At 66.2% G+C, this 23,816-nt stretch carries 25 protein-coding genes and 1 tRNA gene; 23 read left to right on the plus strand and 3 right to left on the minus strand.

Annotation, left to right across the window (positions count from 1 at the left end):
* Positions 1 to 206 precede the first annotated feature (206 nt).
* Both rplJ and rplL read left to right on the plus strand, forming a co-directional pair.
* Positions 207 to 695 carry a 50S ribosomal protein L10 gene (gene rplJ / locus CQ040_RS18515; protein ID WP_028503421.1) on the plus strand — a complete coding sequence of 163 codons (489 nt, stop codon included), beginning with the start codon at positions 207 to 209 and terminating at the stop codon, positions 693 to 695.
* 49 nt (positions 696 to 744) lie between these two features.
* Entirely contained in the window at positions 745 to 1,122 is a 378-nt protein-coding gene (gene rplL, locus CQ040_RS18520) for a 50S ribosomal protein L7/L12 (RefSeq protein ID WP_028503420.1), read from the plus strand.
* A 95-nt stretch (positions 1,123 to 1,217) separates the two neighbouring features.
* Here rplL and CQ040_RS18525 read toward each other — a convergent pair whose 3' ends face one another.
* The gene (locus tag CQ040_RS18525; RefSeq protein ID WP_105528248.1) at positions 1,218 to 2,222 is read right to left on the minus strand and encodes a LacI family DNA-binding transcriptional regulator; all 1,005 of its coding nucleotides are present in this window, start codon (positions 2,220 to 2,222) and stop codon (positions 1,218 to 1,220) included.
* Positions 2,223 to 2,509: 287 nt separating this feature from the next.
* Between CQ040_RS18525 and CQ040_RS18530 the strand changes: the two genes are divergently transcribed.
* The 3 genes from CQ040_RS18530 (at position 2,510) to CQ040_RS18540 (ending at position 6,036) form a co-directional block, all read left to right on the plus strand.
* Complete coding sequence (locus CQ040_RS18530) at positions 2,510 to 3,826, plus strand: ABC transporter substrate-binding protein (RefSeq protein ID WP_028503418.1); 1,317 nt, start codon at positions 2,510 to 2,512, stop codon at positions 3,824 to 3,826.
* A 105-nt stretch (positions 3,827 to 3,931) separates the two neighbouring features.
* Positions 3,932 to 5,071 carry a carbohydrate ABC transporter permease gene (locus tag CQ040_RS18535; RefSeq protein ID WP_028503417.1) on the plus strand — a complete coding sequence of 380 codons (1,140 nt, stop codon included), beginning with the start codon at positions 3,932 to 3,934 and terminating at the stop codon, positions 5,069 to 5,071.
* Entirely contained in the window at positions 5,071 to 6,036 is a 966-nt protein-coding gene (locus CQ040_RS18540) for a carbohydrate ABC transporter permease (RefSeq protein ID WP_028503416.1), read from the plus strand. Before CQ040_RS18535 ends, CQ040_RS18540 begins: the two co-directional genes overlap by 1 nt.
* A 66-nt stretch (positions 6,037 to 6,102) precedes the next feature.
* Here the strand turns inward: CQ040_RS18540 and CQ040_RS18545 are convergent, their stop codons facing one another.
* The gene (locus tag CQ040_RS18545; protein ID WP_105528249.1) at positions 6,103 to 7,098 is read right to left on the minus strand and encodes a glycerophosphodiester phosphodiesterase family protein; all 996 of its coding nucleotides are present in this window, start codon (positions 7,096 to 7,098) and stop codon (positions 6,103 to 6,105) included.
* Positions 7,099 to 7,239: 141 nt separating this feature from the next.
* Here CQ040_RS18545 and CQ040_RS18550 point away from each other — a divergent pair, with 141 nt between their 5' ends.
* From CQ040_RS18550 to CQ040_RS18570, 5 genes are all read left to right on the plus strand, one after another.
* Positions 7,240 to 8,616, plus strand: coding sequence for a cystathionine beta-synthase (locus tag CQ040_RS18550; RefSeq protein ID WP_105528250.1), 1,377 nt, complete (start codon positions 7,240 to 7,242; stop codon positions 8,614 to 8,616).
* Positions 8,617 to 8,691: 75 nt separating this feature from the next.
* Complete coding sequence (locus CQ040_RS18555) at positions 8,692 to 9,846, plus strand: cystathionine gamma-synthase (protein WP_028503414.1); 1,155 nt, start codon at positions 8,692 to 8,694, stop codon at positions 9,844 to 9,846.
* A 108-nt stretch (positions 9,847 to 9,954) separates the two neighbouring features.
* On the plus strand, positions 9,955 to 11,355 hold the full coding sequence (locus CQ040_RS18560) for a multidrug effflux MFS transporter (RefSeq protein WP_181157033.1): 1,401 nt from the start codon (positions 9,955 to 9,957) through the stop codon (positions 11,353 to 11,355).
* A 31-nt stretch (positions 11,356 to 11,386) separates the two neighbouring features.
* The gene (locus tag CQ040_RS18565) at positions 11,387 to 12,016 is read left to right on the plus strand and encodes a phosphatase PAP2 family protein (RefSeq protein ID WP_258131603.1); all 630 of its coding nucleotides are present in this window, start codon (positions 11,387 to 11,389) and stop codon (positions 12,014 to 12,016) included.
* Positions 12,017 to 12,045: 29 nt separating this feature from the next.
* Entirely contained in the window at positions 12,046 to 12,648 is a 603-nt protein-coding gene (locus CQ040_RS18570; RefSeq protein WP_105528252.1) for a GNAT family N-acetyltransferase, read from the plus strand.
* Between the two features lie 176 nt (positions 12,649 to 12,824).
* On the opposite strand, the gene CQ040_RS18575 is transcribed toward CQ040_RS18570, so the two are convergent.
* Positions 12,825 to 12,912: transfer RNA gene (locus CQ040_RS18575), tRNA-Ser, on the minus strand.
* A 169-nt stretch (positions 12,913 to 13,081) separates the two neighbouring features.
* On the opposite strand from CQ040_RS18575, the gene mpaB (CQ040_RS18580) reads away from it, so the two are divergent.
* The 13 genes from mpaB (CQ040_RS18580) (at position 13,082) to CQ040_RS18625 (ending at position 23,796) form a co-directional block, all read left to right on the plus strand.
* The gene (gene mpaB / locus CQ040_RS18580; protein WP_105528253.1) at positions 13,082 to 14,155 is read left to right on the plus strand and encodes a daptide biosynthesis RiPP recognition protein; all 1,074 of its coding nucleotides are present in this window, start codon (positions 13,082 to 13,084) and stop codon (positions 14,153 to 14,155) included.
* On the plus strand, positions 14,155 to 15,204 hold the full coding sequence (gene mpaB / locus CQ040_RS18585) for a daptide biosynthesis RiPP recognition protein (RefSeq protein ID WP_105528254.1): 1,050 nt from the start codon (positions 14,155 to 14,157) through the stop codon (positions 15,202 to 15,204). The genes mpaB (CQ040_RS18580) and mpaB (CQ040_RS18585) overlap by 1 nt, the downstream gene beginning before the upstream one ends.
* Positions 15,201 to 16,460, plus strand: coding sequence for a daptide-type RiPP biosynthesis aminotransferase (gene mpaD / locus CQ040_RS18590; RefSeq protein ID WP_105528255.1), 1,260 nt, complete (start codon positions 15,201 to 15,203; stop codon positions 16,458 to 16,460). The genes mpaB (CQ040_RS18585) and mpaD overlap by 4 nt, the downstream gene beginning before the upstream one ends.
* A 77-nt stretch (positions 16,461 to 16,537) precedes the next feature.
* On the plus strand, positions 16,538 to 17,641 hold the full coding sequence (gene mpaC / locus CQ040_RS18595; protein WP_374954149.1) for a daptide-type RiPP biosynthesis dehydogenase: 1,104 nt from the start codon (positions 16,538 to 16,540) through the stop codon (positions 17,639 to 17,641).
* A gap of 5 nt (positions 17,642 to 17,646) precedes the next feature.
* Positions 17,647 to 17,781 (plus strand): MpaA1 family daptide-type RiPP, encoded by a 135-nt coding sequence (gene mpaA1 / locus CQ040_RS21095; RefSeq protein WP_258131605.1) that lies wholly within the window; start codon positions 17,647 to 17,649, stop codon positions 17,779 to 17,781.
* Positions 17,782 to 17,820: 39 nt separating this feature from the next.
* The gene (gene mpaA2, locus CQ040_RS21100) at positions 17,821 to 17,946 is read left to right on the plus strand and encodes an MpaA2 family daptide-type RiPP (protein ID WP_258131607.1); all 126 of its coding nucleotides are present in this window, start codon (positions 17,821 to 17,823) and stop codon (positions 17,944 to 17,946) included.
* 36 nt (positions 17,947 to 17,982) lie between these two features.
* Positions 17,983 to 18,102 carry an MpaA3 family daptide-type RiPP gene (gene mpaA3 / locus CQ040_RS21310; protein ID WP_374954150.1) on the plus strand — a complete coding sequence of 40 codons (120 nt, stop codon included), beginning with the start codon at positions 17,983 to 17,985 and terminating at the stop codon, positions 18,100 to 18,102.
* Between the two features lie 108 nt (positions 18,103 to 18,210).
* Positions 18,211 to 18,996, plus strand: a complete 786-nt coding sequence (gene mpaM / locus CQ040_RS18600) for a daptide-type RiPP biosynthesis methyltransferase (RefSeq protein ID WP_258131609.1) — start codon at positions 18,211 to 18,213, stop codon at positions 18,994 to 18,996.
* On the plus strand, positions 18,977 to 20,674 hold the full coding sequence (mpaP, locus tag CQ040_RS18605; RefSeq protein WP_146114746.1) for a daptide biosynthesis intramembrane metalloprotease: 1,698 nt from the start codon (positions 18,977 to 18,979) through the stop codon (positions 20,672 to 20,674). The genes mpaM and mpaP overlap by 20 nt, the downstream gene beginning before the upstream one ends.
* Positions 20,671 to 21,387 carry an ATP-binding cassette domain-containing protein gene (locus CQ040_RS18610; protein WP_105528259.1) on the plus strand — a complete coding sequence of 239 codons (717 nt, stop codon included), beginning with the start codon at positions 20,671 to 20,673 and terminating at the stop codon, positions 21,385 to 21,387. The genes mpaP and CQ040_RS18610 overlap by 4 nt, the downstream gene beginning before the upstream one ends.
* Positions 21,384 to 22,112 (plus strand): ABC transporter permease, encoded by a 729-nt coding sequence (locus CQ040_RS18615; RefSeq protein ID WP_105528260.1) that lies wholly within the window; start codon positions 21,384 to 21,386, stop codon positions 22,110 to 22,112. Before CQ040_RS18610 ends, CQ040_RS18615 begins: the two co-directional genes overlap by 4 nt.
* A complete protein-coding gene (locus CQ040_RS18620) occupies positions 22,109 to 22,843 on the plus strand; it encodes a hypothetical protein (RefSeq protein ID WP_105528261.1) in 735 nt (244 codons plus the stop codon). The genes CQ040_RS18615 and CQ040_RS18620 overlap by 4 nt, the downstream gene beginning before the upstream one ends.
* Positions 22,844 to 22,905: 62 nt before the next feature.
* Positions 22,906 to 23,796: a rhodanese-related sulfurtransferase gene (locus tag CQ040_RS18625; RefSeq protein ID WP_105528262.1), complete on the plus strand. Its 891-nt coding sequence runs from the start codon at positions 22,906 to 22,908 to the stop codon at positions 23,794 to 23,796.
* The last annotated feature ends 20 nt before the right edge of the window (positions 23,797 to 23,816 follow it).

A 23,816-nucleotide genomic window follows, 5' to 3' on the forward strand; every position in this document is an offset into this window, starting at 1 on the left:
GGTGGGGTAGAGTTGTCGCAACCGAAGACCGCTGGTCATCTTCGTGTGCGCAAGCACGCGAGATCGAAGCTCTGCATAGCAGGGGCCCGCGCAGGACGCGAACTTCTCAAAGCTCCGTGCGCCTGCGCCGGAGCTTTTTCTCTTGCAGGTGGTCCAGGTCGGCGCCACACCACCGTGCGGCGCCTCGTACACACCAAGGAGTGACCATGGCGCAGAAGGATGCATCGGTCGCCGAGCTCACGAAGTCATTCGAGAACTCGAACGCCGTCCTGCTGACCGAGTACCGCGGTCTGACGGTTGCCCAGCTCAAGGAGCTGCGCAACAGCATCCGTCAGAACGCTGAGTACGCCGTGGTGAAGAACACGCTGACCAAGATCGCCGCCAACAAGGCTGGCATCTCCGCGCTGGACGACGACCTCAAGGGTCCGTCGGCCGTCGCATTTGTGCACGGTGACTTCGTCGCCACTGCCAAGGCTCTGAGTGACTTCGCCAAGGCCAACCCGCTTCTCGTGATCAAGTCCGGCATCTTCGAGGGCAATGCCCTCTCCGCCGACGAGGTCAGCAAGTACGCCGCGCTGGAGAGCCGTGAGGTTCTGCTGGCGAAGGCTGCGGGCATGATGAAGGCGACGATGGGCAAGGCTGCCGCCACCATCGATGCTCTTCGCGAAAAGCTGGAGACCGCCGAGGCCGCGTAAGCGACCGGCGTTCTCGTTCACCAAACCCCATCTATCTAGGAGATACATCATGGCTAAGCTCACCACTGAGGAGCTGCTCGAGCAGTTCGCCGGCCTGACCCTCGTCGAGCTCAACGACTTCGTGAAGGCGTTCGAGGAGAAGTTCGAGGTCACCGCTGCTGCACCCGTCGCCGTTGCCGGCGCAGGTGGCGGCGCTGCAGAAGAGGTTGAGGAGAAGGACTCCTTCGACGTCATCCTCGAGGCTGCTGGCGACAAGAAGATCCAGGTCATCAAGACCGTCCGCGAGCTCACCTCGCTGGGTCTCGGCGAGGCCAAGGCTGTCGTCGACGGTGCCCCGAAGGCTGTCCTTGAGGGCGCCAACAAGGAGACCGCCGAGAAGGCCAAGGCCGCTCTCGAAGAGGCAGGCGCAACGGTTACCCTCAAGTAATCGCGACGCTCACGCGTTTCATCGAAGGTCCCGGGTTCGCCCGGGGCCTTCGTGTGTTTCCAGGGGCGCTTCTTGAATTCCGGAATGCTGCGCGCTCAGCGTGGGGGAGCGGTGGAGCTGCGCACCACGAGGGCGGATGCCGCGGCCACATGTTCGAGCGGGGCGTCGGGATGGTCCATCCGCTGCGTCAGCAGCCGCACCGCTTCGTGTCCTTGCTCTCGAGGCGACTGCCCGATCGTGGTCAGGGCGAACATGTCGGCATGTTCGTGATCGTCGATGCCGACGACGCTGAGCTCGGTCGGTACAGCGATGCCCAGGCGTCTGGCTGCGATGATCGCGCCGATAGCTGCTTCGTCGCACACCCCGACGATGGCCGTCGGGCGTCGTCGTCGGTCGCCGAGCATCCCGGCCGCCGCGGCGTAACCGCCCGGCATGGTCGGGGCAGCTCCGGCGATGCGCGCGTTCGCCGACAGTCCGGCCGCCTGCAAAGCACCGTGGTATCCGTCGAGGCGTCGCGCGTCGCCGAAGCTCAGTTCGGCGGCGGCCGTCGATCCGCCGACGAACGCGATGTCGGTGTGTCCGAGTTCGATGAGGTGCTCGGTCGCGATGCGTGCGGCCGCCGTGTCGTCGATCGAAACTGAGCTGGACCCTTCGCTGTACGGACCGACGCTCACGAGCGGGCGCTCCGTGCGTTGCAGTCGCTCGAGCTCTTGAGCGCTCGGCTGGATGCCGACGGCGATGATGCCGTCGAAGCGTCTTCCTGGCAGAACGCTCTCGAACAGGTGCTCCCTGGTCTGAGAGCCTTCGGGTACGCCGTAGAGCGAGAGGTCGTAGTCGAGCGAGAACAGCGACTCCTGGACCCCGGCGAGCAGCTCGGCGAAGAACCACCGATCCACGGGCGGCATGACGACGCCCACAGTCTGCGTGCGTCCCGTCGCGAGGCTCGTCGCGGATGAATGTGCGACGTAGGAGAGATCACGTGCAGCGTCCACGACTCGCTGTCGGGTCGCCTCCGACACATATCCGCGGCCGCTGAGGGCACGACTCGCCGTAGCCTTCGACACGCCAGCACGCGACGCGACGTCCGCGATCGTGCTCATCGGTCCTCCTCGACCTGATCACGCGGATGCGTGGCACCAGCGCGGGGGGTTCGCGCCGGGTCAAAGCGTAGTCGTTGCGGTGCAAAAAGGGAACCGGTTCCAGACGTCAGGCGAGGGAGCGCTCCCACGTGCCAGGACTGCGCGAGGCGAATGGTTGTGAGCTTGTGACCCTAGCGTGTTGTGCGGGGATGCGGATGGCCAGTAGGTTGGCCTGGAATCGGTTCCCTAACGATGCCCCGGGGTGGCGTCGCACAGGCGGGAACCTGTACTCGAAGAGGAGAATTCACATGGCTCTGTCACAGCGTTCCCGGCGTTACGCGCCGCTCGCCCTGCTGGGGGTCGCGGGCATCGCGCTCGCCGGTTGCGGGGCTCCCGGTGGAGCACCGGGTACCGACGGGGGTGACGGAGGCGACGCCACCGTCACGATCTACGGCACGATCGTCGACTCGGAGGCCGATCTCCTCCAGGAGTCCTGGAAGGACTGGGCCGACGAGAACGGCATCACGATCAAGTACGAGGGCAGCCAGGACTTCGAGACGCAGCTCGGCACGCGCGCTCAGGGCGGCAACCCGCCCGACATCGCGATCTTCCCGCAGCCGGGTCTGCTCAAGGATTTCGCGGACCGCGACTACCTCAAGCCCGCACCGGAGGCGGTCGAGAAGAACGCCAACGAGTACTGGACCGAAGACTGGGTGAACTACGGCACGGTCGACGGCACCTTCTACGGTGCGCCGCTCATGGCCAACGTCAAGGGCTGGATCTGGTACTCGCCGGCGAAGTTCAAGGAGTGGGGTGTCGAGGTTCCGAAGACTCTCGATGAGATGACCGCACTCACCGACAAGATCCAGGCGGCGACCGGCACCCCCGCGTGGTGTGCTGGCTTCGAATCCGGCACGGCGACCGGCTGGCCGGGCACCGACTGGGTCGAGGACTACGTGCTGCGTCAGGCCGGACCGGACGTCTATGACGATTGGGTGACCAACAAGGTGAAATTCACCGACCCGCAGATCAAGCAGGCGTTCGACTCGGTCGGCGGGATCCTGCTGAACCCGGCCAACGTCAACGCCGGTTTCGGTGATGTCCGCTCGATCAACTCGACGGCGTTCGGCGACGTCGCCCCGGCCATCGCCGGCGGCACCTGCGCGCTGACGCACCAGGCTTCGTTCCTCTCCGGGTTCTTCCCCGATGGCACCACGGTCGCCGAAGACGGCGACGTCTGGGCATTCATGCTCCCGGGCGAGTCGGCAGACGACTCCGCTGTCACCGGTGCCGGTGAGATCGTCGGAGCGTTCAGCGACTCCGAGGCCACGCAGAAGGTGCTCGAGTACCTGTCCAGCCCCGAGTGGGCCAACAGCCGCGTCAGCCTCGGCGGCGTCACCTCGGCGAACAACGGGCTCGACCCGGCGAACGCCAAGGACCCGATCCTGCAGGAGACCATCAAGATCCTTCAGGACCCGGACACGACGTTCCGCTTCGACGCCTCTGACCTGATGCCCGGTGCCGTCGGCGCTGGAACGTTCTGGAAGGGCATGGTCGCCTGGGTCAACGGAACCTCCACCGATGAGGTCCTGACGCAGATCGAGACCGGCTGGCCGTCCAGCTGATCGGATGAGGAGGGCCGCCCCACGGGGCGGCCCTCCTTCTCCACTCCACGATGCGCACACAGAGGTGCGCATCGCTGAGCCGCAACGCGTCATGAAGGGGATTCCGTGAACGCGACAGTATTTTTCCAATGGATCGGCACACTTCCGCCGATTCTGCAGGCCGTGGTCGTGGTCATCGCATTCGCGGTGGTCGTGGCGATCATCCTTTTCCTCGTGGACGTGGCTCCGCGCAAGGGAGCGGTGTACACCTGGGTGCGACTGGCCATGTGCCTGCTCATCCCGCTCGCCGTGATGTTCTTCTTCAGCTCCTATTACTGGGCGATGGGGGTCGCCGTCATCGTCGGAGCCCTGTTCTTCTATCTGGATTACCGCTCGCGCGATGGTGCCGGGTATCTGATCCAACTGGTCGCCTTCATGGCTCCGGCGCTGCTCCTCCTGCTCGTCGGCCTCATCCTGCCCTCGATCCAGACGATGTACTCCTCGTTCCTGAGCTCGTCCGGCAAGGACTTCGTCGGCTTCGCCAACTACCTCTGGATCTTCACTCAGTCCGACGGCATCACCTCGGTCGTCAACTCGATCATCTGGGTGCTGCTCGTGCCGACTGTCTCGACGATCGTCGGGCTGGCCTATGCGGTGTTCATCGATCGCACTCGTGGCGAGAAGATCTACAAGGTCCTCGTGTTCATGCCGATGGCCATCTCGTTCGTCGGCGCCGGAATCATCTGGCGATTCATGTACGAGTATCGCGGCGCAGACTTTCCGCAGATCGGTCTGCTCAACCAGATCCTGGTGTGGTTCGGCGGCGAGCCGCAGCAGTGGCTGCTCAACGAGCCGTGGAACAACCTGTTCCTGATCGTGGTGCTGATCTGGGTGCAGACCGGTTTTGCGATGGTCGTGCTCTCCGCCTCCATCAAGGGCGTCCCGCAGGAACTGCTCGAAGCGGCCGAACTCGACGGTGCGAACGCATGGCAGCGCTTCTTGTCCGTCACGATTCCCTCGATCCGTCCGGCGCTCATCGTGGTGTTGACGACCATCTCGATCGCCTCGCTGAAGGTGTTCGACATCGTGCGCACCATGACCGCAGGAAACTACGGCACCTCGACGCTCGCGAATGAGATGTACACCCAGTTCTCGAAGTTCGAGGCCGGGCGCAGCGCCGCCTTGTCGGTCATCCTCTTCGTGCTGGTGCTGCCGATCGTCATCTACAACGCGAGACAGATCAAGAAGCAGCGGGAGGTGCGATGATGAGCGACACCCTGAAGACAGAGACGGCGGCGACCTCCACGCGCGCGATCACCACCGGAGGCGGTCTGGACGGCGCTGCCGGGCGTGCGCGCAAGAAGCTCTCCCGCCCATGGGCATCCGTCGGATCCATCCTGATCGCGGTGCTGTGGACGATTCCGACCCTCGGCCTGTTCATCTCCTCGTTCCGCCCGCGGGACCAGATCCAGTCCAGCGGATGGTGGACCTTCTTCGCCAACCCGCAGGTGACGCTCGAGAACTACGTCGACGTGCTGCAGTCGGGGACGACGCAGCTCACGATCCTCGAGTCGTTCGTCAACTCGATCGCGATCACGATTCCCGCGACCGTGATCCCGCTGATGATCGCCGCGATGGCCGCATATGCGTTCGCGTGGATCGACTTCAAGGGCCGCAACGCCCTGTTCATCTTCGTGTTCGCCCTGCAGATCGTGCCGATCCAGATGGCGCTCGTGCCGCTGCTGAGCTCGTTCTCGCGAGGGATCAACCTCTTCGGACTGCAGGTCACACTCCCGCTGGATGCTTCACAGGGCTACGCGCAGGTGTGGATCGCGCACACGATGTTCGCTCTGCCCCTGGCGATCTATCTGCTGCACAACTTCATGTCGGAGATCCCGGGCGAGATCATCGAGGCGGCTCGCGTCGACGGCGCATCCCGTGGACAGATCTTCTTCCGCGTGGTGCTTCCGCTGACGATGCCGGCCATCGCCTCGGTCGCGATCTTCCAGTTCCTGTGGGTCTGGAACGACCTGCTCGTGGCGCTGGTGTTCGCCGATGGTGCTGCGGCACCGATCACGAAGCTGCTGGCTGAGATCACGGGTACGAGAGGAAACGACTGGTATCTGCTCACCGCAGGTGCCTTCGTCTCGATCATCGTGCCGCTGATCGTGTTCTTCGCTCTGCAGCGCTACTTCGTCAGAGGGCTGCTGGCCGGATCGACCAAGGGCTAGCGTTCCGGATCCGCTTCATCGACGACGCCGCGCCGACCTCAGGGGGTCGACGCGGCGTCGTCGGTGTCAGCTGGAGTAGTCGTACTTCCAGGTCACTGCATCGCGGGGCGAGTCCACGAGGACCGCATCGACGCCGACGCGGGCGAGGTCTTGATAGCGTTCGGCGTCCGCGACTCCGATCGCCATGAGGTTCACGCGGTCGGTGGGATCGATGCAGCGCACGGCTTCGCGATCCCAGGGGGTGATTTCGACCTCGCTCTTCGCGGTACCCGAGGTGAAGGTCTCGCTGACGGTGATCTTGCGACGATCCTCGAATGCCATCCAGGTTCCCGCTGCGGGCGACGGCTCGCACTCGTGGGCGAGGGCGATGTCTAGGAGGCGCTTGCGGGTCACATCGCGGTCCTCAGCGACCTGGACATCGGCGGCATCACGGGCTCGACCGGTCGCCGCCGCATCCGTGGAGTAGATGACGGTGTTCTCCGTGCGCTCCGCATCGCGCAGGACAGCGACGACCGCGTCCGCCAGGGGAACCGGATCTGCCTGCTTGAGATCGAGGAACAGCAGGCGGTCGGCGGGGATGTCCATCAGAGCCTGTCGGAGTGTCGGGAGAAGGGCCGGGGCGTCGCGGTACGGCGTCTCTTCCGATCCGCGCGGGCGGAAGTTCCATCCGGCGTTGAGCGCGGTCAGCTCTGCGACGGTCTTCTCCGCCACGGTCCCGGTCCCATTCGTCTTCTCTTCGAGGCTGATGGGCCGGTACAGCACGGGCACGCCGTCGCGAGAGAGCTGGACGGTGATCCAGAGCGCGTCAGCGCCGTCTTCCAGCGAACCGCGGATGCCCTCCCTGGTGTTCTCCGGATAGTCGGCGGTGCCTGCCCGATGGGCCACGATCAGCGGCGCCTCTTGCCCTTGGCCGGCGGCGGCGGCGGCGTCGGCTTCGGTACCCGTCTGGGCTCCGGCTTTCGGGGCTCGATCTGCCGCGATCATCGGCGCGACGCCGAGCATGAGACCGAGGGCCGTGATGCCTGCCGCCCGCGCCCAGAATGGATGCTGCTTCGAGAACATGGTGATCTACTCCTTCGTGAGCCCGCCGCTGGGGTGATTCCCGCCATCGGGCAAACGTAACATTTTACGCTTTCGAGACCCGGTTCGACCGGCGCCGCAACACAACCCCGGTCGCGGCATCCGCGCGTCTACCCTGAAGTCATGAAGTACGCAGACTCGATCGTCGACCTCGTCGGCGACACGCCCCTCGTGAAGCTCCAGCACGTCACCGAGGGCGTCGCGTGCACGGTGCTCGTGAAGCTCGAGTACCTGAACCCCGGTGGTTCGTCGAAGGACCGCATCGCCGCGCGCATCATCGATGCCGCCGAGGCGTCCGGAGATCTGAAGCCCGGTGGCACGATCGTCGAACCCACCAGCGGCAACACCGGCGTGGGGCTGGCGCTGGTCGCTCAACAGCGTGGCTACAAGTGCGTGTTCGTGCTGCCGGACAAGGTCGGCGACGACAAGATCGACGTGCTGCGGGCCTATGGGGCTGAGGTGGTGGTGACCCCGACCTCGGTCGCACCAGACAGCCCGGAGTCCTACTACAGCGTGAGCGATCGGCTGGCGAGGGAGATCCCCGGAGCGTTCAAGCCGAACCAGTACGAGAACCCGAACGGTCCGCGCAGTCACTACGAGACCACCGGGCCGGAGATCTGGCGTGACACCGACGGCGAGGTCACCCACTTCGTGGCCGGAGTCGGCACGGGCGGCACGATCACAGGGACCGGGCGGTTCCTGCGCGAGATCTCGGAAGGCCGGGTGCGTATCGTCGGCGTCGACCCGGAGGGCAGCGTCTACAGCGGCGGCACCGGCCGCCCGTACCTCGTCGAAGGAGTCGGCGAGGACATCTGGCCGGGGGCATACGACCCGACGGTGCCGCATGAGATCGTGGCCGTCGGCGATGCCGATGCGTTCGCGATGACCCGGCGCCTCGCCCGCGAGGAGGGCATCCTCGTCGGCGGTTCGAGCGGAATGGCCGTCGTCGGAGCGCTGCGTATCGCGCGGGATCTGCCGGCGGACGCCGTGATGGTGGTGCTGCTCCCTGACGGTGGACGCGGCTACCTCGCCAAGATCTTCAACGACGGATGGATGCGCTCCTACGGCTTCAGCGACGTGGAGGACGGTGAGACCGTCGCCGATGTGCTCGCGGCCCGTCCGTCTCGGCAGGGGGCGGGCATCCCCGACCTCGTGCACGCCCACCCGACCGACACCGTGCTCGAGGCGATCGGCATGATGACCGAGTACGACGTCTCGCAGTTGGTGGTGCTGAGTGCCGAACCCCCCGTCATGATGGGCGAGGTGGTCGGCACGGTCGACGAGAAGGGGCTGCTTGATCTACTGTTCCGCGGTGAGGCGAATGCGACCGATGCCGTGGGTGCACATGTGGGGGAGCGGCTTCCGCTCGTGGGCATCCACACCTCGGTCGCGCAGGCCAAGGCCGCGCTCGCCGAGGCCGACGCGTTGCTGGTGACGGAAGACGGCAAGCCGCACACGGTGCTGACACGCCAGGATCTGCTGGCGTACCTGTCGCGCTGAGGAGCGCGCAGCTTCGGCCGACCCGGGGCGTAACGGGGAGGCCTCGTCCCGGACGGCGGACGTAGGCTGACAGACATGTCCGATCACGCCTTCGCCACCAGAGCCATCCACGCAGGACAAGCGCCAGACCCGGTCACGGGCGCGATCATCCCGCCGATCTACCAGTCCTCCACGCACGTGCAGGACAGCGTCGGTGGCCTGCGTTCGGGCTACGAGTACAACCGTGCGGGCAACCCGACGCGCTCGTCACTCGAGACGCAGGTCGCGGCTCTCGAGGGCGGCGCGAGCGCGCTCTCGTTCGCCTCCGGACTGGCGGCAGAGGACGCACTGCTCCGCGGCATCCTGAAGCCCGGCGACCACGTGCTGCTCGGCAACGACGTGTATGGCGGAACGTATCGCCTGCTCACCCGGGTGCTGGCGCCGTGGGGGATCGAGACGACCACGGTCGAGCTGTCCGACGTCGATGTGCTCCGCGCGGCGATCCGTCCCGAGACCAAGATCGTGTGGCTGGAGACACCGAGCAACCCGTTGCTGAAGATCGTCGACATCGCACTGATCGCCGAGATCGCGCACGAAGCCGGTGTGCTCGTGGTCGTCGACAACACCTTCGCCTCACCCGCGCTGCAGCAGCCGCTCGCGCTCGGCGCCGACCTGGTCGTGCACTCCACGACGAAGTACCTGGGCGGGCACTCGGACGTGCTCGGCGGAGCCGTCGTGTTCGCAGATGACCGGTTCTTCGACCAGGTGAAGTTCCAGCAGTTCGCGGTCGGTGCGGTCTCCGCGCCCCTCGATGCCTGGCTGACGACCCGCGGCATCAAGACGCTGGCGCTGCGGATGCGTCAGCACTCGGAGAACGCGCAAGCCATCGCCGAGTGGGCGCAGGCGCGTCCGGAGTTCGCGCAGGTGTACTTTCCGGGACTGGAGTCGCACCCCGGCCACGAGATCGCCGCGAAGCAGATGAGCGGATTCGGTGGGATGCTCTCGTTCGGCCTCGCCGCGGGAGCCGACGCGGCACGGGCCTTCGCCGAGAGCACCTCGATCTTCCAGCTGGCCGAGTCGCTGGGCGGCGTCGAGTCGCTCATCGGATATCCGCCGGACATGACGCACGCCTCGGTACGCGGCACCGAGCTCGCGGTGCCGGAGAACATCGTGCGACTCTCGGTCGGCATCGAGGACATCGGCGACCTGATCGCCGATCTCGAGCAGGGGCTCGACCGCATCGCGCGCTGACCTCTCGAGCAGATGCGCTGACGGGGAGGGGGCGGAGCGGCGGTAACATGGGGGCTTCCCCTGGTCGAATCGATTCGACCATGCAGCCCCGAACTCTGGAAGGACGTCGTGTCCGACGCTCCCCGCACTGACTCCATCCCCGTCGCACCGTCGGAGCGGCTCTCCGCCGAGGAGACCCCGACTCCGCAGCCCGAACGCACGGCGACGGGGAGCATCCGCACCTCCACGGCGACCGGTGCGATCCGCACCCTCGGTTCGAACCCCGCGACCGCGCCGATCATGCTGCACCCCGGAGATGCCATCTCCCTCGGCCGCCGGACGCTGTACATCATCCTGCTCGGTGCGCTCACCGCCCTCGGGCCGTTCACGATCGACCTGTATCTGCCCGCCTTCCCGGTGCTGGAGCAGGACTTCCAGACCACGGCGGCGGCGATCCAGCTGACCCTGACCGGCACGATGATCGGGTTCGCGCTCGGCCAGCTCGTCGTCGGGCCACTCAGCGACAAGGTCGGGCGTCGTGTACCCCTCATCGCGGTCACGGCACTGCACGTGCTCGCGAGCATCGGCGCGGCATTCGCCCCCGATCTCGGCCTGCTCAGCGCCGCGCGGGTGTTCATGGGGGTCGGGGCGGCGGCCGGTGGCGTCGTGGCCATGGCGATCGTCCGCGACCTGTTCGGCGGGCGCCGCCTGGTCGTCATGCTCTCCCGCCTCGCGCTGGTGTCGGGCGTCGCGCCGGTCATCGCACCTCTGATCGGCTCGTGGCTGCTCACTCTCATGCCCTGGCGTGGGATCTTCGTCTTCCTCGCCGCCTACGGCGTGGTGATGCTGCTGTCGACGATCCTCTTCATCCCCGAGACTCTGCCCGTCGCGCGTCGTCAGGGCAGCGGTGGCGCCACCATGCTGCAGCGCTACCGCTCGGTGCTCTCGGACCGGGTGTTCCTCGGGGTGCTCGTGATCGGCGGCATGACCTTCTCCGGTCTGTTCTCCTATCTGTCGGCATCGCCGTTCCTGTTCCAGATCACGCACGGGCTCGATGCGCAGCAGTACGGTCTGCTGTTCGCCGTGAACTCGCTCGGCGTGGTCGTCGGTGTGCAGACCGCGTCGCGTCTGGCCGCACGGTTCGGCCCGCAGTGGGTCATGGCCTACTCGACCGCTGTGCTGCTGATCGCCGGAGTCGCGATCATCGTGACCGACCAGCTCGGGCTCGGACTCTGGGGCACGGTGATCCCGCTCTTCGTGTTCATGACCGCGTGCGGCTTCACGTTCCCCAATGTGCAGGTACTGGCGTTGGACCGCCACGGCAAGGCTGCGGGAACTGCGGCATCGATCATCGGCGCCACGAACTTCGGCGTCGCAGGTCTCATCTCGCCGGTCGTCGGCTGGCTGTCCCACGACGCCGGGATCACTGCGACCACGATGGCCTCGGTCATGGTGGGCTGCGCCGCGATCGGCATCCTGTCACTCTGGTTCATCGTGCGTCCGCGCACGGTCGGGATGCTCGCTCCCTGAGTGTTCAGGCATCGTCCGCCACAATGGGACGATGAACAGGCGGATGCTGCTGTGGTGGGGAGTGGGCCTCCTCGCGCTCGCGACGGCTCTCGGTGCCGTGGTCGTGTTCGGTTATCCGGTGACCCCCGGCTTCGACCGATGGTGGAATGACTCGATCGCCGGAGCGCGCGCGGACTGGATGGTCGACTTCGCTCTCGTCCTGAACTGGATCGGCGGCGGCTGGGTGGCGATCCTCGGGGTCCCGCTGCTGGCGATCCTGGCGCTCGTGCTCGCGCGGCGGTGGCGCGGAGCCGTCTTCGCCGCCATCTGCTTCGCTGCGAGCGCCGGCGGTGTGCAGGTGCTGAAGCAGCTCTTCGGTCGAGCGCGGCCAGACGACATGCTGGTCGTGAGCGACTACGGCTCGTTCCCCTCAGGACACACGGCCAACGCCGCGACGATCGCACTCGTGCTCTGGGTGCTGTTCCCCCGGGTGTGGGTGGCGATCGTCGGTGCGCTGTGGGTGCTGGCGATGGCGCTCTCGCGCACCTTCCTGTCGGTGCACTGGGCAAGCGACACGCTCGGCGGAGCGCTCGTCGGCGCAGGGGTCGTGCTGGTGCTCGCCGCCTGGCTGCTCCCGTGGGTGCAGCAGAAGAGGTCCGAGGTCGACGCGCCGATAGGCTGAGAGGGCCCGTTCCCTCCAGAGGAGTCGTCTTGTCTCGCATCCGTCCGTACCGCCCCACCGATCGTGCCGCGTTGTACGAGATCTGCGTGAAGACGGCCGATGCCGGAGTGGATGCGACCGGGATCCTCTCCGACGACTCGCTGTGGGGTGACCTGTTCGCCGTTCCCTACGCCGAGCGACACCCGGATCTCGCATGGGTGGTCGAGAGCGACGACGAGCGCACGATCGGCTACATCGTGGCCACCGACGACACCGATGCGTTCTACAGCTGGTTCCGGGACGAGTGGTGGCCGACTCTCGAGGAGCGTCATCCCCGGCCCGCCGAGGTCGTCACCCGCGAGGACCGGATGGTCGACTACGGGTACAGCCGCGCTGCCGGCATCGAGCCGAATGCATCCGAGTACCCGGCTCATCTGCACATCGACCTGCTCGCGGAGACCCAGGGGCAGGGACTCGGTCGTCAGCTCATGGAGACGCTGTTCGCCGAGCTGACGCGTCGCGGTGTGCGCGGGCTGCACCTGGGCATCGATCCGAACAACGCCGGAGCCGCAGCCTTCTACGAGCGGCTCGGGATGACGCGCCTTCCTGCTGAGCCCGGTGGGCAGATCTACGGCGTGCGCTTCGACAGCTGACACGCCCGTCGCCTAGACGAGAAACACGAAAAGAGCCCCCGCTGACGCGGAGGCTCTTTTCGTGTGTGGCGGTGACGGCGGGACTCCGGTGCTCGCTGCGCTCGCTCCTCCCCGAATCCCCAGTGCTCGATAAACACGAAAAAAGCCCCCGCTGGCGCGGAGGCTCTTTTCGTGTTTGGCGGTGACGGCGGGATTCGAACCCGCGGTTGCTTGCACAACACACGCTTTCCAAGCGTGCTCCTTCGGCCGCTCGGACACGTCACCAAGGAACAACCTGTCCATACTATCCGATGCGCGGCGGGCGACGTGACAGCTGCCCGGAAGACTGCGGTCGAGATCTCAAGTGTGAAATATTGCATGTCACTCGTCACCTGGATAGCCTCATGTGAGGACGAATCGCATCCGCTGGGGGCGCGACATCCTGAGGGGGAGCATGGACGCGAGCTCGACGACGACGTCACGAAACAGCCACCGCACCGCAACGGCCTTCGAGCAGTGCGTCAGCGGAAGACGGACGAGCGTCGCGGGTACGGTGTTCTTCCTCGAGGCGGGGGAGCACCTCGAGGCAGTGCTGAGCCAGGCCGGCCCCGGCGACGTCGTGTTCGCTCCTGCTCGCTCGGCGATGCGGAGTGACCCGAGAGTCATCGGCTACGACGGTGATCTCCGCGAGCCCGGTGACGAGGTGATACTCGACGGCACGCACACGTTCGAGCTTCGGGAGTACGTCGCCGCTCCCTTCGTCTCGATCGTCGGGCGCACCATCATCCGACAGTGCAGTGCCGAGGGAGTGGCCGCGTTCTTGAGCGACGCCGACACGGCGAGGGACTACGGGGTCTTCGTCGATCAGCTGCTGAGCAGCGCCGTTCTGCTCGACTCCCTGGCATCCTTCAACGGGACCGGCTCCGAGGGAGACTCCCTCGTGCGGGTGCACGTCACCTCAGACGGTGAGTACCGCGATGGACCGGACGGTCTCCTCCTCGGTGTCGTGGGCGACGACCGGGCGCACGTCGAGGCCCGCGCCATCGGCGGCGCAGGCCGAGGGCGAGCCTTCGCCCGCATCGTCGACCGCGGCATGCTCGGTGCTGATCTCGATGACAGGCCGTGGTTCGCGCGGTACCTTGCGGCGATCAACCTGCTGCGTCAGTGGGGTGGAGTTCCTTCCCGTCCCACGATCTCGGGTTTCGGCGGACATCTCGTGCGGGCACTCGACGAGCTTCCCGCGCTTCCGGGGGTCGTCTCAGCGGATGCGCCGTACCTGCTGACCGGAGACGGCGAAGAGTACGTGCTGGTCGATCCTGGGAGCCGACGCCGGTTCCGACTCGGAGCCGACACCGCGCGCGCGGCCGAATGTCTGATCGCGACGGCGGATGAATCCTCGGCGGTGGCGCTGCTCGCGGCCGAGCTCGGCAGAGCGGCGAGCAGCGTCACCTCCGTGGTGCGTGAGGTCCAGGCCAGATTCGTGGCGGCGGGTCTCGACGTCACCGTGAACGGGCGAGGGGGTATCTGATGCGAGGCGGCGAACGGGCGGTGGAGACAGAGATCGCCGGAGCGAGGGCGCTCCGCGAATGGATCACGGGAAAGCGGGAAGAGCACTCGCGGGTGTTCCTCATAGAGACCGGAGCCCCTGTAGCCGGCGTCGAAGAAGTCGCCGGTAGCGACGACGTGGTTCTGCTGCCCGAGGACAACCGAACGTACGAGGGGCCCGCCGGCGCCGTCCACTACAGCGGCGCACTGTGCGAGGTCGGGGACGAGTTGTTCTTCGGCGAACGCGGCGTCGAGCTCCAGGACTACGTCGCTGCGGCGTTCGTGCAGATCGTCGGCCCCACAGCGGTGCGCTTCTTCGATGCATCGAGCTGGAGGGTCTTCCTCGACGACGCCGAGCTCGCTCGTCGAACGGGGATCTTTCCGTCGGCGTTGATCGACCCGCGGGTGATTCTCGCAGACCGCAGTGCGCTGGAGAATCCGGGTGCACGCGAGACTCCGAGCGCCCTGAGGGTGAGCCCGGATGGCCGAGTCAGGATCGGCGTGCAGGGAGAGGCCATCGGCAGCGTCGACGACCTGTCGTCTCTGCTTGCGGTCCCACTGCCTCGCGCCGCAGCGTTGGGAGACATCGCGCCCCGCGAGGTGCTCGCTGCTGACCTGGCGAGTCGCGAATGGATCGGGCGATACCTCAACGCAACGGACTTGATGAAGATGCTCCGCCTAGAGAACGGCGCCGCCAGGATCTCGGGATTCGGCTCGTTCCTGTTCGATGACGACCTTTCGGATGCCGAACCGCTGACCGCGGACCCGTTTCTGATCGAGACCGCGGACGGCCTCGTGCTCGCAGACACCACAACCCTGCGCCGCCAGCTGCTCTCGCCTTCGACGGCACGGGTGGTCGCGGTCACGCAGACCTCGAGCTCGACGGAGACCGCGGCCGAGCGTGTGGCGCGACAGCTGGGCACGTCGATCCCTGAAGCGCGCACCCTGTGCCTCGAGGCCGTCACCGCACTCGGTGTCCATCTGGGCAGACGTGCCGAACACTCGAGCCGGATGAGGGGACTCGAAGGATGAGCCTCCCGCACGCGTTGTGGACCTCGATGCTCCCCGCAGATTCGATCTTCACGCCCGACCAGGTCGCCGTGGGCGCGGCCGGACACCATATCGAGTTCGCTGACGGATCCACACGTCTGTGTGCGACGAGTGGGCTGTGGAATGTTCCTCTCGGCTTTGGCAACCCGGCGATCGCCGAAGCAGTGATGAACGCGACGCATGATGCGTCATACCTGTCCCTCTTCAGGGCGCCGCATCGGTACGCCGAGGACGCCGCCGAAGCCCTCATCGAGCTCGCGAACCCCATCCGGTACAGCCGAGTCATCTTCTCGACGTCTGGCGGGGCGGCAAACGACGCGGCGATGAAACTGGCCAGGCAGTACTGGGCGCAGAGAGGCTACGGATCCCGGTCGCTGATCGTCGGTCTGAAAGGCAGCTATCACGGGACTGCATACGGCAGCCACGCCCTGAGCGGAGACGACCTCCTGCAATCCGTCTACGCCGTCGACCGCAGAGCGGTGAGGCATGTGTCTCACAGCGACGACGGAGAAGAGCTCGAGCTGCTGCTGAAACGTGAAGGATCCAGGGTGGCCTCGGTCGTCGTCGAACCCGTCCTCGGCAGCGGTGCGCACGCGCTGTCCGACGCATTCATCGACCGCCTCCTCGCCCTGCGCGAGGAGTACGGGTTCCTGGTCGTCGCTGATGAGGTGGCGACCGGATTCGGCCGCACCGGGACGATGTTCGCCACTGACCGATGGGCTGCCGCGCCGGACATCCTCATCCTCTCGAAAGCGTTGACGAACGGCGCGATGGGGGCTGCGGCGCTTCTGGTGGGGGAGCGTGTGGCATCAGAGTACGTGCGCGGCGGCTGGACGTTCGTCCACGGTGAGACTCAGGCGGGTACGCCGGCGTGTGCGGCGGCCATCCTCGCCGTGATCGAAGAACTGCACCGCGTCGACGTGGAACCGACTGCACAGGCGCTGGGGACCGACCTGCTTCGCCTCGCGACCGGGTTGAGAGCGGACGACGTGGTCACGGAGATCACGGGAAGCGGGTGCTTCTTGGGTCTCGGGCTTCGCGACAAGGACGAGAGCCCGCTCTCCGGGCCCGACATTCTTCGCGTCGTCTCAGCGATCGCGCAGAACGGCGTCCTGGTGCAGCCCGGCCCGAGCTCCATCGAACTGATTCCGGCGTATGGATTCACCTCGGATGAGCTTCTCGAGGTCGACGCGGCTGTCCGTGCGGGTCTGGCGCAGGCGCGGGACGTCTCCGAATGACCTCGGACTCCAGTGGTCGCCTTCCTGCCCTGTGGCACGGAGAAGGGGCAGCGCGCCAGATGACGAGGCGGCTCACCATGGGCCGTGAGACCCTCGTGATAGCGGATTCGGCGGTCGGGCTTTCCTTCCTCGATGGGCAGCCGTCGAAAACCATCACGGTGGACGCGCCCTCGGTAAACGTTACGGCCGTCGTCATGATCGCACGGGAGATCGTCCGTCTATCACCGAACGTCATCGTGGCAGTCGGCGGAGGAACCGTTCTCGATGCCAGCAAGATAGCCGCGCTCGCCCTCCTCCCAGGGCGGGTGTTCGACTACGCCATCGAACATGCGTCGAGGTCAGCGCTGACCTTCTTGCCCCGTTCCCGGCCGCCGGTCGACATCGTCGCTGTGCCGACCACCATCGGCACCTCGTCGGAGACGAACAGTGTCGGGATCCTCAAGAACGAGAGCGGATACCGGCTCATCGTCGGGCTCTCCCTGACACCCCGCCACGCGATCATCGACCCGTGCAACCTGACCACGCTCACGCGCGCAGCAGTCAGCGAGGGCGCGCTGGAAGCTTTCCTCCGTCTGGCTGGCGCGTCGACGAGTTCGCGGAGAAGCGCGAGTCAGCGCAGAGATGCTGTCTCCCTCGGCAGGTTGCTCCTCGAGGCAGTCGCGCGCGACTCGGGTTCGCCTGCGGGAAGGCTGCGCCTCGCGCGGCTGAGCGCGGCGACTCAGCGCAGCGCGGCGCTGCGTGGGCAGGATCCCTACAGCGCCCGCCATTGGTATGTGGCGAACGAGGTGGCCTTTCTGCTGCAGGTCCGCAAGATGGTCGCCACGGCCGCCGTGATCGCCGCGGTCTGGCGTCGGATCTGTGCAGGAGACGTGCGTTGGGGAGATCGGGAGAGCCTTGAAGGCTTCTGGACGCAGGTCGCGGGCGGGATGGCATTGCCCCTCGACCCGCCCCTCGGCATCGCTGCGCTCATCGAACGCTGGGGTATACAGCGTCCGCCGAGACCGACCGGTGACGACATCGACCGCATCTCCGTGACCACCGAGAAGACATGGGGAAATCGCCACCCGATGCTCCCCGGTCTTGTCGCCGAAGACTTCCGCGATGTGCTCCGGGATTCCTGTTGGAGCTCTGAGTCGGTCGGCTGTGATCGCCGACCTCCGGTGTTCGTTTCGAGGAGGTGAATTACATGGACAAGAAGGTTGAAAGCAGAATCCAGTTTCAAGAACTGGACACGATGGAGGCCCCCAGCTGGGAGAGCTTCTATCAGGGCGCGATAGGTGCGCTGGTTCTGATCGGGATCGGCGCGGCCGCTGCGACCTGATCCTTCCGTGCAGGAACCGAAATGGGAAGGGAGGTGAAGATGCAAGCCAAAACACCGACCCTCGAGTTCACGGAACTCGAGGCCATGGAAGCCCTGAATGACACCGATGACTACATTCGAGGCTTTGCCGTGGGCGTCATCATCGGGATTCTCGCTCTGACCTAGGAGCTGCATTCGAACGGTCGACAAAGGAGGTGCAGATTGCAGCCAACATCACTGGAGTTCGTGGAACTCGACCAGATCGACTCACCACTTGAATGGTGGGAGCACGCAAGTTACATCATTGCCATCATCGGCGGCGCAGCAGCGATCGCAACCTAACCGATGGGGTGCGGGCGAACTTCTCACGCCCGCGCCCCATCACCCCCGCGGAGAGGCGATGTGTGAATGTCAGGTTTGATTACGGAAGCAGTATTGGCGCGACTCGAGATGGTAGACGCGGTTCCCAGGGAACAAGATCTGTACGCCGGGGATGGCACCGATTTCTACGAGCGACTGGTCGGTCCCGACCGTGCAGAGATTCGAGAGATCCTGGCGCTCGCGAGAGACGCCGCGGATCCCATTCTCGATATCGCCGCAGGCGGGGGAAGACTGACGATTCCGCTGGCGAGATCGGGCAGACGGGTGACCGCGATCGATCTGTCCGATGACATGCTCTCCCACCTTCGCCGTGCGCTGCCGGAAGAATCGACGGTGGAGTGCATCGTCGCGGACATGCGCGACTTCTCCCTTGAGCGTCGATATGGACTCGTCATCATCGGCGCGACATCCATCACTTTGCTCGATCGGGTGGGGCGGTCGCTTCTCTACGCGAACGTGCATCGTCACCTCGCCGCCGGCGGCGTGTTCGCCTTCACGGTCGCCGGAGGCAGCTCAGCGGAGAGCCTCATGGTGCCGAGAGCTCAGGAGATCGGGGTTCCGGGGCCCTGCGGGGAGGAGACCTATCTCTTCGCACAGCAGATGGAGGAAGGCGGTGCGGCGCGGGTGGTCAATTGGGTTCGCGTCTCTGACATCGCAAAGGGCGGGGAAGTGCCGGTGCTCACCAGCCGCCTGCAGGTTCTCGACCACGACGTTCTCGCGCGCGAGCTCATCGAAGCCGGTTTCGCCCCTCCTGCCGTGTCTCCCGTTCGCACGAACCACGGAGTGGAGATCCTCCTTCTCACGACGTCGTGGACAGGATTGCCGGGAGCGGCGGATGACGATGCCTCCGACTAGCCCCGCTCGCCGACGGGTGTCCCGCGAGACAGCTCCGCTCGCTGCCGACGCGCGCCCGCACCTCGCTTCTGACATCGCCTTCGAGGTGGTCGCCGATGAAGCGGTATGGATCGTGATGGTCCATGGCGTGCCTTCGTCGAGGGTCTCCCGTGCGGTCGTCGACCTGCTGACGGCGATGAACGGCGAGACCCCGCTTCGCGATCTGCACGTGCGCTTCGCCGCCACCGAGTCGTTGGAGAGCTTTCTTCACCTCGCCGAGCGCTTCCGCGCCAATGGACTCCTGGAAGGCGACACGAAGCTCCCGCCCGGACGACTGACCTATCGTCCGCCTTTCACCGTGCAGTTCGCGACACTTCATGCGCCGGGCATCTTTCGTCGCCTGGACCGTCTGCTCGTCCCGCTGTCACGCCGCACGGTTCTGATTTCGGTCGTCGTCCTGCTCTGCCTGGGGCTTCTGGCCGCAACCGTTCAGGCGCGGGACCTGCTCAACGTCATCACCACGCCGATGCCATTGACCGGCCTCCTGATTCTCGTCGCCGTGCTTTCGCTCATGACCCTGCTCCATGAGGTCGCCCACGGGCTCACGCTCACGAGGTTCGGCGGAAGACCCCGACGGGCGGGCTTCATGCTCTTCTATCTCGCTCCCGCGTTCTTCGTGGATGTGACGGACGGCTGGCGCCTCCCGGACCGCAGGCAACGCGTTGCGATCGCCTTGGCCGGCCCTGCCGTGCACGCTGTGGTCGCCGCCGTCGCGCTCCTTGCCGCGCTCGCACTTCCTCAACCGGCCATTCACCAGATCCTCCTGCTGCTCGCGCTCTCCTGCGCCGCCATCGTTCTCGTCAACCTGATCCCGTTCGTGCGGTTCGACGGGTACATCGCGCTGATGAGCGCCCTCGATGAGCCGAACCTCAGGGTCCGCGCGATCGGGGACGGTGCGAACTTCCTGACCCGCTTTCTGTTCGGCGGACGTCGGACGAGCAGGGGGCTCGACGTGTGGTGGAGCGTCCCGTTCGGTCTTGCCAGCCTCGTGGCACCGGTCGTGCTGGTGTTGTTCGCCGTCGCCCGTACCGCCCAAGCTCTCGCCGGGGGCGGACCGGTTCTCGGTCTGTTCGTGGTCGCGTTGGAAACGGTCGTCGTGCTCGTCGGCATCGTGCTCGTGTCGAAGGCCCTGCGACGCGTGCTTCGATCGGGTGTTTCCCGGCTCCGGTTCGCGGTCGTCACTACCGCACTGGTCGCGAGCATCGCCGTCGCCGGGGTCGTCATCCCCGTCCCTCTGACCGCCACGCTCGGCTTTGCCGCGCGCGACGCCCAGGTCGTCCTCGTGAGCGCAGGCGACGAGGCCGAGGCAGAAGTGCCAGAGGGCGCCCCTGTGGTGTTGATGAGCAGCGGCGTCCTCGCGAACGTGCAGGTCGGCGAGGGAACAGTCAGGCCTCGGCGACCGGAACCGACGACGGTGCCGCTTGATGCTCTGTTTCCGGTGACGGCTGACGGTGTATCGGTCCCCGCAGCGATCGTCGCCGGGGTGGACGTCTCCGAGGAGAGCGGTGAGCTGCCGGCGACCGGGCAAGCCCGTGTGGAGCTCGGCACGAGAAACCTGTGGCAGACGCTCTGGACGAGGGGCGTGACGCTGCCGCTGTCGACCCTTCAGAGCGAGAACGAGGAAGAGGATGAGAAATGAACGACCACGCGATTGAAGTCCGAGGACTCACGAAGAAGTATGGCCGTCGGACCGCCGTCGAGGAGCTTTCGTTCGTCGTGCCGCGCGGGTCGGTCGTCGGCCTTCTGGGCCCGAACGGTGCGGGCAAGTCGACGACGCTGCGAGCGATCGTCGGCCTGCTCACGCCTACGAGCGGCGACAGCGTCATCGACGGCGTGCCCTTCTCCGCACTCGACAACCCCGCGTCGCACGTCGGTGTCCACATGGACGGGTTCGGCTTCGAGCTGGGCATCACTGCGAGAAGACACCTGGAGATCTCGCGCCTCGCGGCCGGCGCACCCCGCAGCCGCGTCGACGAGGTGCTCGAGGAGGTGGGGCTCGCAGCCGACGCGCATCGCCGGGTGAAGACGTTCTCGACGGGGATGGCCCAGCGGCTCGGGTTGGCCACCGCGCTTGTCGGTTCGCCCCGAACACTGATCCTGGACGAGCCGGCGAACGGGCTCGACCCGGACGGCATCCGGTGGCTTCGCAAGTTCCTCCGGGGCTTCGCAGAGCGCGGAGGTACCGTACTGGTCGCCAGTCATCAGCTTGCGGAGCTGGAGCAGTTCGTGGATGAGGTCGTCGTGATCAAACGGCGTGCCCTCTTCGCCGGACGGCTGAGCGACCTCGTCACGAGGGAAGCAGACTCCCTCGAGAGCAAGTACTTCGATCTCGTGGGAGGAGCGTCCGCATGAGGAACGCGATTCGCAGTGAACTGTTGCGTTCGGTGAGTGGGCTCTCCGTCCTGCCGGTCTATCTCGTCGCCCTCCTCATGCCGGCCTTCGTGCTCTTCACCGACGGGTCGCGTTTCGATCTCGCCGGTGTGGATTCCAGCACGGCCACGTTTCGTCTTCTCGAGCCGCTCGCCTGGTCTGTCATCTCCGCGGCATTCGTCGGTGCGTACGCCGTCACCCGCGAGTACTACTACGCGTCGATGGACAGAACGCTCACCGGAGTCGGGTTCCGTCGTGCATTCTGGGGAAAGCTCGTCGCGGGGGCGGTCATCGCGATCGCGCTGTCGGTGGGCATCTTCGTCCTATGGACGGCGGGCGTCTTCTTCTTCTTGCTACAGAACGGGCTCACGCTCGCGCTCACGCAGGATGCGTGGCATCTGTATGCCGGCGCCCTGGTCGGTGCGGTTCTGGGCGCACTGATCGGAGTGTCCATCGGCTGGATCACCCGCAATTACTACGTGACGGCGATCATCGTCCTCGTTCTTCCGATGGTCGTGGAATTCGCGTTGTTGCGCACGGCGCCGGAGGTGGCGAAGTTCTCGCCCGGATTGGCCATCGCCGCCTTGGGGGTCCCCGGATACGAGGATCGACTGCTCGAGTTCGCGCCGGCCCTCGGCGTCGGACTCGCGTGGACCGTCGGTCTGGTCGCTGCGGCCTGGTTCCGGGGACGCCGGGGAGTCGCGTGATCGGCCAGGCTCTTCGAGCGCAGGCGCGCAGCTTCGCAGGCGACGTCGTCCTCCTCGGGGTGGTGGCCGCAGCGCTCGTGTTGTCGCTCTCCCTGGCGACCAGTGTCCCGCCCGACATCGCGGAGGCGCCGGTCGACGTCCGGGCGGCGTTCACCGAGCCGTTCGGCGTCGTGGTCGCGACCTATGGAGCAGTTCTCGCGGCGGTCTATGGCTCTTTCCGCTACACCATCGACCTCCGTGATGGCGTCATCGCGCAGCGCCTGACGATGCTGCCCCGCTGGGCGATCTTTCTCGTCAGGGTGCCGGCATCTGCCGTCGGCGGGGCCGCTGTGGCACTCGCGGGAGTCGTCGGCGGCCGCATCGCGCTGGGCATCTCGATGGGCGGTTCGCCGCTGGACTGGTCGGCCGTAGGGTCCGCATTGGCGTTCGGTGCCGTTGCGGGTCTCTGGGGGATGGGACTGGGTGTGGTCGTACAGGTCCATCTCGTCGCTCTCTTCGTCGCATCCGCGTCCATGAGCGCGGCCCTGCTTCTCGCGATGTTCTGGAGCGCCGGTGCGATCTATCTCCCACCCCTCGTGATGCTCGAAGCCGTGGGCTTCGACGTCTCCGCCGTGGGAATCATGCCGGAAGACCGTCTCGACCGCTCCCTTGCTGTGTGGGTGACGGCGGGGTGGGTGCTGGTGGCTCTTCTTGCCGGGGGAATATCGTTCCTGAAGCGCGATGTGAAGTAGCCGCCGGCAGCAGCCGGGGAGGACGTTCGGATCGGTACCGCGCGACGACGTAGGATCCCTAGGTGGCAACACCCAAGATCGTCCTCTTCTACGCGTTCACGCCCCTCGCCGACCCCGAGGCGATCCGGGTCTGGCAGCGCGACCTCGGTGAGGCGCTCGGCCTGCGCGGAAGGCTGCTCATCTCGAAGGATGGGATCAACGGCACACTCGGCGGAGACATCGGCGTGCTGAAGAAGTGGTCGCGTTCGTTCCGCTCGTATCGACCGTTCGCCGACGCCGACATCAAGTGGAGCGAGGGGACCGGGGTGGATGCCGAGGGGCGTAGCCTCGACTTCCCCAAGCTCAGCGTCAAGGTGCGCGACGAGATCGTGTCGTTCGGGGCGCCGGGTGAACTCCGGGTCGATGAGCACGGCGTGGTCGGTGGAGGCACGCGGCTGACCCCGGAAGGGCTGCACGGCCTGATCGACGAACGTGGCGACGACGTGGTGTTCTTCGATGGTCGGAACGCTCTCGAGGCGCAGATCGGACGCTTCCGTGGCGCGGTCGTGCCCGACACCGAGACGACACGGGATTTCGTACAGCTCCTCGACTCGGGCGCCTACGACGACCTGAAGGGCAAGCCCGTGGTGACGTACTGCACCGGCGGCATCCGCTGCGAGGTGCTGTCGAGTCTGATGACTGCCCGCGGCTTCGGCGAGGTCTACCAGCTCGAGGGTGGCATCGTCCGCTATGGCGAGAAGTACGGCGACGACGGTTTGTGGGACGGATCCCTCTACGTGTTCGACGGCCGGGGTTCGGTCGACTTCTCCGACCACGCCCGCGTCATCGGCGAGTGCGCAGGTTGCGGGGCGCCGACCAATCGCACTGCGAACTGTCCCGACGTCTCCTGTCGATCGCAGTTCGTCGTGTGCGAAACCTGCGTCGCAGTGCCCTGCACCGCCCACGCGGCCTGACGAAGGGCGCCGCTTCGATT

The sequence above is a fragment of the Microbacterium sp. MYb54 genome, assembly GCF_002979515.1.
Classification (GTDB): domain Bacteria; phylum Actinomycetota; class Actinomycetes; order Actinomycetales; family Microbacteriaceae; genus Microbacterium.